The organism is Pirellulales bacterium (genome assembly GCA_035939775.1).
Lineage (GTDB): Bacteria > Planctomycetota > Planctomycetia > Pirellulales > DATAWG01 > DASZFO01.
In genome coordinates this window covers 39,825-48,033 of sequence record DASZFO010000251.1, presented here as the reverse complement: position 1 = coordinate 48,033, position 8,209 = coordinate 39,825, and the positions used below count along the sequence as shown (strand labels likewise).

Sequence of the window (8,209 nt, the reverse complement as noted above, 5' to 3'; positions counted from 1 at the left end):
GGGATAGACGGCTTCCATGCCAGGTGCTCCGAAGCGAGAAAAGTTCCTCCAGTTTCAAACGCTGCGTGTAAATACTGCTTATTTCCGCGACGATCAAGACCTTTTCAAACACGTTCTTAGACTTTGGGCAACCAAGCGCTCACCCAGCGATTGGCCGCCCAAAAAAATTGTCGCGCTCGTCGGACGCGCAGAACCAATCCCACGGCGCGGCCCGGACAAATGGTCGCTCGTCGCTTGTCACTTCAGCCCGTGAATCACCACCGTCTTCATCTCCGTCATTTCGTGGATGACGTATTTTGGGCCCTCTTTGCCGAAGCCGCTTTCTTTCAGGCCCCCGTAGGGCATCAGGTCGGCGCGCCATTGCGGGCCCCAGTTGATGTGCAGATTGCCGCTATCCACTTCGCGCGCGAAGCGCAGGGCGCGGTCGATGCTTTCCGTGAAGATCGCGGCGCTCAAGCCGTAGCGGGTGTCGTTGGCCAGGGCGATTGCCTGGTCGATGTCGTTGGCCGCGGTCACGGCGACGGCCGGGCCGAAGAGTTCTTCGCAGCTTATCCGCATCGCGGGATCGACGTCGGCCACGAGCGTCGCCTCGTGCAGCGCGCCCTTGCGGCCGCCGCCGGCCACGAGCTTGGCCCCGCTGGCGACTGCCTCGCCGATCCATTTCTCGACCCGCTCGGCATCGGACGTGCGGATCATCGGGCCCATCTTCGTCTGCGCATCGAGCGGATTGCCCGTGCGCAGGCCGGCCACCTTCGGCTTGAGCAGTTCGACCAACTCGCGATAAACGCGCGGCATCGCGAGGACGCGCTGCGTGGAGATGCAGACCTGGCCGGCGTTGGCATAGCCGGTGGCCACGATCGCATCGGCCGCCTTCGTCAGGTCGGCGTCGTCCATCACGATCACCGGGCTATTGGAGCCGAGTTCCATCGTGATCCGCTTCAGGCCGGCGCGGCGGGTGATTTCCTCGCCCACGTCGCGGCTGCCCGTGAAGCTGATCTTGCGAACGCGCGGATCGGATGCAAGCGCATCGCCGAGCGCGCCGCCGGGACCGGTGACGCAAGCGATCGCCAACGGCGGCACGCCTGCTTCCAGCAGGATTTCGACCAGCGCGAGCCCCGAGAGCGGCGTGTCACTGGCCGGCTTGAAGACCACCGAATTGCCGGCGGCCAGCGCGGGGCCGATCTTGTGGGCGGGCAAGTTGAATGGAAAGTTAAACGGCGTGATGCAGGCCACCACGCCGCACGGGACGCGAAGCGTAAAGCCGAATTTGCCCGCCCCGTGGCTCGCCCCGTCTAGTGGGAGCACCTCGCCGCCGAGCCGCTTGGCTTCTTCGGCGGAAAGCTCGAATGTCTCGACCGCGCGGGCCACCTCAACCGTGCTCTCGCCGAGAATCTTTCCCTCTTCCTGACTCACGATTCGGGCGAGTTTGTCGCCACGTTCGGCGATGAGCCGCGCTACCTTCGACAGGATGCGATAGCGCTCGTATCCCGGCATGCGCCGCATGATCCGCGCCCCTTCGACAGCGCCGGTCACCGCGGCTGCAACATCCGCTGGCGTTCCCCTCGGAACCGTGTCGATCACTTGCCCGTCAAACGGATTGCGGACCTCGATCTTCTCCGGCCTATCAACCCATTCACCGCCAATGAACATTTTCATGACGACCCTCAATTTTTAGCGATTGTAGGGCACGCTGTGCGCGCCGGAAGGAAATCAAGCCCAACTCGAGTCAGCAGGCACAACGTGCCCTACCCAATCCGCGAAAATTGCGTTTCATCCGATGCCTTTTACGCGTTCAAAACGGCAATTCGCGGCCGAGGCCTTTGGCTCGGGCCAGATCCAGTAGCTTGCCCCCGAGCGCGACGTCTTCAATCGCCAGGCCGACCGATTTAAACAGTGCGACGCTGTCGCGATTGCTGCGGCCGACCGCATTGCCGCTCACGACGTCCGCCAGCTCGACGGCGCGCGACCAATCGAAGACCCCCTTCTCGATCGCGGCAACGAAATCGCCCGCCTCGTGGCGGCAGGCTGCGATGCTATCGCAGACGATGTTATCGGCTCGGCGAACCACGTTCGTGTCGATCTCCGCTTTGTTCAGCCAATTGGATCCCATCGCGCAGACGAGCGTCCCCTCGGAGAGCGCGTTTCCGTCGAACAGCGGCTCGGCGCTGGTCGTGGCGGTGATCACGATCGGCAATTCCTCGGCCGCTTCCTGCGGACGATCGACGGGAACGACATCGATCTTCAATTGCGCGGACATCCGTTCGGCAAACGCCTTTCGCTTCGTCTCGCTGCGGCTGTAGACGAAGGCCTGCTTGATCGGCCGGGCGAGCGTGGCCGCTTCGAGCTGCGTCTCGGCTTGATGACCGCTGCCGAACATGCCGAGTTCGCTTGCGCCCATGACGGCCATCCATTCGACGGCCACGGCGGTCGTCGCTCCCGTGCGCAACTGCCCGAGCCGCCCGGCCTCGATGATCGCCAACAAGTCGGCGGAACGGCTGTCGTAAAGCCCAACGTGAAACCGGGCGCCCGCGCGCGTCGTGGCATAGCATTTCCAACCGGCCAGCCCGAGATATTCGGCGGCGGCGCTCATCGTGTGCAGCACGACACCGGGGGCTTTCGCCCGCACGCGCGGCACGTTGCACGCTTTGCGGTCGGCAAGCTGTCGAAACGCCTCCTCGACCGCTTCGATCGCCAGCCGCATGTCGAGCAACTGGTTCACGTCCGCTTCGGATAAATAAAGCGCCGGCATTGCTCGTTCCTTTATCTTTCCAGCGCCGCGATGCGTTTGAAATCGTCCTTTAGCGAGCGGTAGAGATTCTGATAGAGAGGGAACCCACGATCATAATACGCGGCGGCGCGGCGATTGACAGGTGTTTGCTTGACCACTTCGATCGTGGCATCGCAGGCCTCTTCGACATTTTTGAATGCGCCGGCCCCAACCGCCGCCAGCAGAGCCACGCCGTAGGCCGGCCCCTCCTCGGCGTTGAGGGTCACAACCTTCTGGCCGAACACGTCGGCCTGAATCTGCCGCCAGAGCGGGCTTCGCGAGCCGCCGCCAGAGGCTCGAATCTGACGCACGGGCACACCCAGGTCGCGAATGATCGTCAAACTGTCGCGCATGGCGTAGGCCACGCCTTCCATCACGGCCCGCACCATGTGGCCGCGGCCGTGGGCCAGCGTTAGCCCGATGAAGCAGGCGCGGGCATTGGGATCGGCGTGCGGCGTGCGCTCGCCGGAAAGGTAGGGCAGGAAGAACAGCCCTTCGCTGCCGGGCGGGATTTCGGCCGCCTCGCGACTGAGCATCGAGTAGCAATCGTCGCCGCCAAGCGCAGCCGCCGCGACTTCGGCCTGGCAAAGCCGATTGCGGAACCATTGCAGGCAGCCGCCGCCGGAAAGGCTCACGCCCATCATGTGCCACTTGCCGCGCACCGCGTGGCAGAAAGTGTGCAGCCGGCCGGCGGGGTCGAATTCCATCGTGTCGCTATGCACGAACATGATGCCCGAGGTGCCAATCGATGTGGAAAGCGCTCCCTTGCGGACGATGCCGTTGCCGACCGCCCCTGCCGCGCAATCCCCCGCCCCGCCGACGACTACGCAATTGGTGGTCAGGCCCAGCTCGGCCGCCGTCGTGCGCGTGAGCTTGCCAGTGATTTCTTCCGACTCGTAGCACTTGGCGAACAGGCTGGCATCGAGTTCGAGCTTGGAAAGCAGTGGCTTCGACCAATCGCGTTTGGCGACGTCCAAGAGCAGCATGCCGCTGGCATCGCTCACGTCGGTCGCATATTCGCCGGTGAGCCGTCGCCGCACGTCATCCTTCGGCAACAGCACCTTGACGGTTTTCGCGAAATGACGCGGCTCGTGGTTGCGCAGCCAAAGGATCTTTGGGGTGGTGAAGCCGGTGAGCGCGGGGTTGGCCACGAGCTTAATCAAATTCCGCCGCCCGCCGACGCGCTTCTCCATCTCGGCGCACTCGGCAAACGTCCGTTGATCGTTCCATAGCAGCGCTCGGCGGATCACGCGATCTTGCTTGTCAAGAAACACGGAGCCGTGCATTTGGCCCGAGAGGCCGATCGACTTTACATCCGCCGGCCTCAGCTTTCCTTTGGCGACGACGGCGCGGATCGTCTTGACCGTCGCTTGCCACCAATCTTCCGGCTCCTGCTCGCTCCAGAGGGGCTTGGGGTGATACGACGGGTAGGATTCGGTCGCTTCGGCCAGTATCTTTCCTTCGGGATTGATGGCCAGCGTTTTCGTGCCGGACGTGCCGATGTCGATGCCGAGAAAAACGCTCATCGCCTGCTCGATCGGGTTGGGAAAGGGAAGCGCGGTTATCGTTGCGAATGTGGCGCGATTCTAACTATATGACGAACGGCAACGCAAGCAAACCGATTTAGAAGGCTGCCTCGCGGCAACTCGGCGACGCCAGTCACTGGATTGACCGCGGGCAAACACAGAACCTACCATGCGATTATCATGCGACCATCCTTACCCCTGGCTTGCCGAATCGCCTTGGCGGCCGCCGCGCTGCTGTTCACCGGATGCCCGAAACCGCTGGAGCCGCCGGCGAATTCGGCCCCGCCGCACCCGGCCGTCGTGCGGCTAGCGGTCGTCGGCGATCCCGCGCTGGCGAAGCAGATCGCTCGCGTGAAGGGAGAATGGAAAGCCCGTTCGGGCGCGGATATCGAGATCCGCGAGATGTCTGTGGAGGAACTGTCCGCGGCCAAACCGCTTGCGACCGACGCGGTGATTTACCCGGCCGACGAACTTGGCTCGTTGGCCGAGCGTGGTTCGATCCGCCCGCTGAGCGCGGCATGGCTCGAGCGCGGAGGGTTTCGCAAGTCGGAAGTCTTCGAGCCGGGCGGATTGGCCGAGGCCCAGTGGGGAGAGCAAACATATGCGATTCCCTTCGGCTCGCCGGTGTTCGTCGTCTTCTATCGTCGCGATCTGTTCGACCGTTTTCATCTCGCACCGCCGAGGACTTGGGCCGATTACCAACGGCTGATCGAGTCCTTCGGCGACCACAAGAAAGACCTGCCGGAATTGTCGGCGGCGGCATTCGAGCCGCTCGCCTCCGGCTGGGCAGGAAGAGTGCTACTTGCCCGAGCGGCGGCATACGCCAAGCATCGCGACTACTACGCGACTCTCTTCGACAACGAAACGATGGCGCCGCAAATCGCTTCGCTACCGTTCGTGCGCGCGCTCGAGGAACTTGTCGCCGCGGCAAAATCGAACGCGGCCGCCTGTCTCGCGGCCACCCCCGCCGAAGCCCGCCGTGCATTTCTCTCTGGCCAGTGCACCATGGCCATGAGCTGGCCGACCGCCGCAGATTCTTCCTCTGGATTGAGTGCCGAATCCCGAGGCCCCAACCCCGAATCCGTTCTCCCCGGCTTCGCCGAACTCCCCGGCTCGACCGAGGTCTACAGTCCGAAGACCAAGTCGTGGCAGCTCCTCCAAGCCGACGACAGTTCCGATCCGCGATCCGCGATTTCGGAAACACGAGTCCCGAGTCCCGTTTCCCGAGTACCGCTTCTCGCCATCTCCGGGCGTCTCGGTTCCGTCGCGAAGGAAAGCGCCTCGGGCGAGTTCGCCTTTCAATTGCTCGCCTGGCTGTCGGGCGATGAATGGAGCGGGCAAATCTGTCCGGCGAGCCCGGCAACGACGCTCTTTCGCCGCGTTCATCTCGGCCAACCGGGGCGCTGGGTCGAGCCGCAGATTCCGCCCGCGGCCGCCAAAGAATATGCTGAAGTGGTCGTTCATTCGTTTTCGCAATCGCAGTGGCTCGAGTCGCCGCGGATTCCCGGCCACGCCGAATACATGTCGGCGTTGGACGACGCGGTTCGCTCTGCCGTCGAAGGGAAACAATCCGCCGCCGAGGCGCTCAATTCAGCAGCCGACCGTTGGCGCGCGATCACCACCCGGATCGGCCTCGATTCGCAGCGCGCCGCATACACGCGCAGCCTGGGCTTGGAGCCATGACCGCGACGAATCACTCGTCATTCGTCGTTCCCGCCAGCCGCTTGTACACGCCGCTTTGCCAGCGGATGATGTCGTTTTTGTAGAACTGCGAGAAGCGGCTTTCGCTGGGTCCGCCGGGGAGATTGGTCCAAGCCTCGTCCGTGCCGAGGTCGGTGACGAAATGGTACGACGGGGCAAACGACGTCTCGCGCTTCGCGGTCGTCAGGAGATGCCCTTGAAACGGCGTCGCGTGGCAGCCGGGCATCGGCATTTGGCGGCTGTGGAATCCCAGCACGCGGCCCACGCGCTCCGGCGGAAAAAATCGATTGGCGAAGCGAAATGCGTTCACTTCGCCCCAGGGCTGGTCCGCCTCGCCGGTCAGCCGCTCCGCCGCTCGGCGAATCAGATCTCCTTTGTCCCGATCACTCCACCACAGCGAGGTCTCGCGGTCGAGCAGCCGGTCGATCAGCGTGATCACCATCGTGGAGAAGCCGGCGCGGCTCGAGAGATAAAGCATCCGCCGCCAGCCGATCCCGCCTCCTTTGCGATTCGGCGCGGCGCCGAAAATCTCCAACAGCACGTTGCGATAGAGCCTAGCAAACAATGTCGCTTCGAGGCTGCCGGCGTGATAGCTGCAATCCCAATTGGCCAGCCGCGACGTCACCGCCGTGCCGTTCAAATGCGGCAGGAAGATTTCCAACAGCCGCCGCGCTTGCACGCTGATCACGTCGTATTGCAACGACTGCATGTCCGTCAGGGTCGCCTTGGGCAATTGGGAGAGCCGCTCGACGATCCGCCGCTTGCGATGGGCGGGAACAGGCAATGTGATAAACTCCGGGCCGCCGGGCGGATTCACATTCTCATTGGCCGTGGCGACGAAGCCTTCGGGCGGGTCGTAAATCCGCGGCAGTAGCGACGCCGGCAACCGGCCCTTCCAATGGTTCCGCTCGTCCCACGCCGGCACGGGGAGCAACCCGCTGTTGCCTTCGCCGCGCTTCGGGAACCAGCCGCAACCTTGCATACCGATATGCCCGTCGCGATCCGCGAAGACCCAGCACAGCGTCGGTTGGGCACATTCGCGTGCGAGGTCCATGGCGCTGGCCGCGTCTCGGCAACCGATGATCTTCACCCAAGTGGCCATGGAGCGCCCCGCGCCGGGCTCGTTTCCGGTCCAAGCCGTGGAGAGATACAGCCCTGGCCCGGTCGGCTCGGGATCGACATCGAGAGTGCCCTGCGGATTGGAGTGGATGCGGAGCGATTCCGCGACCCCGCCTTTGTGCAGAATCGTTTCCTCGCGGAGCGCGAAATCGAGCCATTGCTCGCCGCGGCGATATTGCCAGCCGGTCGCTCCGCCGGGGCGGCAGTCTTCAATGAAATAGTCGCTCGTGTCCCCCTTCATATATGTCACGCCCCAAGCAAGCCACTCGGTGCGCGCGACGGCAAACAGCGGGCAACCGGGCAAGGTCGCCCCCAGCACGTAGTGATCGTCCCAGCGGAGCACCGCTTCATACCAAATCGCCGGCAGCCGGTTGATCTCCAGATGTGGATCAGACGCCAAGAGGGCCGAGCCGGACGCGCTGCGCGACGGGGCGACGGCCCAGGCGTTGCTCCCGGCCAACCGCGGCAGATCGGTGATCAGCTCGAGGGCCTCGTCGGACAATTGGCTGGAAATCTTCACCCGCCGCAACAACTCGAAATCGGCATCGTCCAAGAGCGGCGAAAACAGCTCGCGAAGCTGGGCGTCATCGACCCCCGCCTGGATCAACTCGAGGATCAGCCGCTCGTTCTGCTGCTGGCCGACCGCCAAGCCGCCGAAGCTAAGCAAATTGCCGATCAGCAAGACCGATTGCTCGACCCACGGACTGGGACGAAACCCCGTCGCCCACATCGGCAGCGACCGTCCCGAATCGCGCATGCCGTCGTTGACCCCTTCGCAATAGGCGGCAACGTCGGCGAGCACAGTCGGATCGAGCGCTCGACTTTCTTCCTCGACGCGCGAGAACAGCCCAGCCCGGCGGAAGAAACGGTCGGTCTCGGCCAATTCCGCTCGATCGCGGATCAACTCGGCCGAGCGACCGTCGGCGATGGCTCGGGCGAAGAGCATCTGTGTCGGCCGATCGAGACCGTGCAGGTAGCCCAAGCCGTAGAGCGCGTCGGACCACGACGCGGCGCGGATATGCGGCACGCCATACTCGTCACGCGCGGCGGACAGATTTCGGCGTGCGTGGCGGAGAGGCAAAGGTCGCATGATTGA

5 protein-coding genes are annotated in these 8,209 nt (G+C 63.9%); 1 reads left to right on the top strand and 4 read right to left on the bottom strand.

The features are described 5' to 3' along the window. Positions 1 to 237: 237 nt before the first annotated feature. From VGY55_15860 to xylB, 3 genes are all read right to left on the bottom strand, one after another. Positions 238 to 1,656: an aldehyde dehydrogenase family protein gene (locus VGY55_15860; protein HEV2971451.1), complete on the bottom strand. Its 1,419-nt coding sequence runs from the start codon at positions 1,654 to 1,656 to the stop codon at positions 238 to 240. Between the two features lie 136 nt (positions 1,657 to 1,792). Next, the gene (locus VGY55_15855) at positions 1,793 to 2,749 is read right to left on the bottom strand and encodes an ornithine cyclodeaminase family protein (protein HEV2971450.1); all 957 of its coding nucleotides are present in this window, start codon (positions 2,747 to 2,749) and stop codon (positions 1,793 to 1,795) included. A gap of 11 nt (positions 2,750 to 2,760) precedes the next feature. After that, entirely contained in the window at positions 2,761 to 4,293 is a 1,533-nt protein-coding gene (gene xylB / locus VGY55_15850; protein HEV2971449.1) for a xylulokinase, read from the bottom strand. 180 nt (positions 4,294 to 4,473) lie between these two features. On the opposite strand from xylB, the gene VGY55_15845 reads away from it, so the two are divergent. Next, the gene (locus tag VGY55_15845) at positions 4,474 to 5,976 is read left to right on the top strand and encodes an extracellular solute-binding protein (protein HEV2971448.1); all 1,503 of its coding nucleotides are present in this window, start codon (positions 4,474 to 4,476) and stop codon (positions 5,974 to 5,976) included. A 10-nt stretch (positions 5,977 to 5,986) separates the two neighbouring features. On the opposite strand, the gene VGY55_15840 is transcribed toward VGY55_15845, so the two are convergent. Next, on the bottom strand, positions 5,987 to 8,203 hold the full coding sequence (locus tag VGY55_15840) for a penicillin acylase family protein (GenBank protein HEV2971447.1): 2,217 nt from the start codon (positions 8,201 to 8,203) through the stop codon (positions 5,987 to 5,989). Positions 8,204 to 8,209: the final 6 nt, after the last annotated feature.

Coding starts and splice junctions, on each gene's coding strand:
- VGY55_15860 (HEV2971451.1), bottom strand. CDS start 1,656: ATGAAAATGTTCATTGGCGGTGAATGGGTTGATAGGCCGGAGAAGATC.
- VGY55_15855 (HEV2971450.1), bottom strand. CDS start 2,749: ATGCCGGCGCTTTATTTATCCGAAGCGGACGTGAACCAGTTGCTCGAC.
- xylB (HEV2971449.1), bottom strand. CDS start 4,293: ATGAGCGTTTTTCTCGGCATCGACATCGGCACGTCCGGCACGAAAACG.
- VGY55_15845 (HEV2971448.1), top strand. CDS start 4,474: ATGCGACCATCCTTACCCCTGGCTTGCCGAATCGCCTTGGCGGCCGCC.
- VGY55_15840 (HEV2971447.1), bottom strand. CDS start 8,203: ATGCGACCTTTGCCTCTCCGCCACGCACGCCGAAATCTGTCCGCCGCG.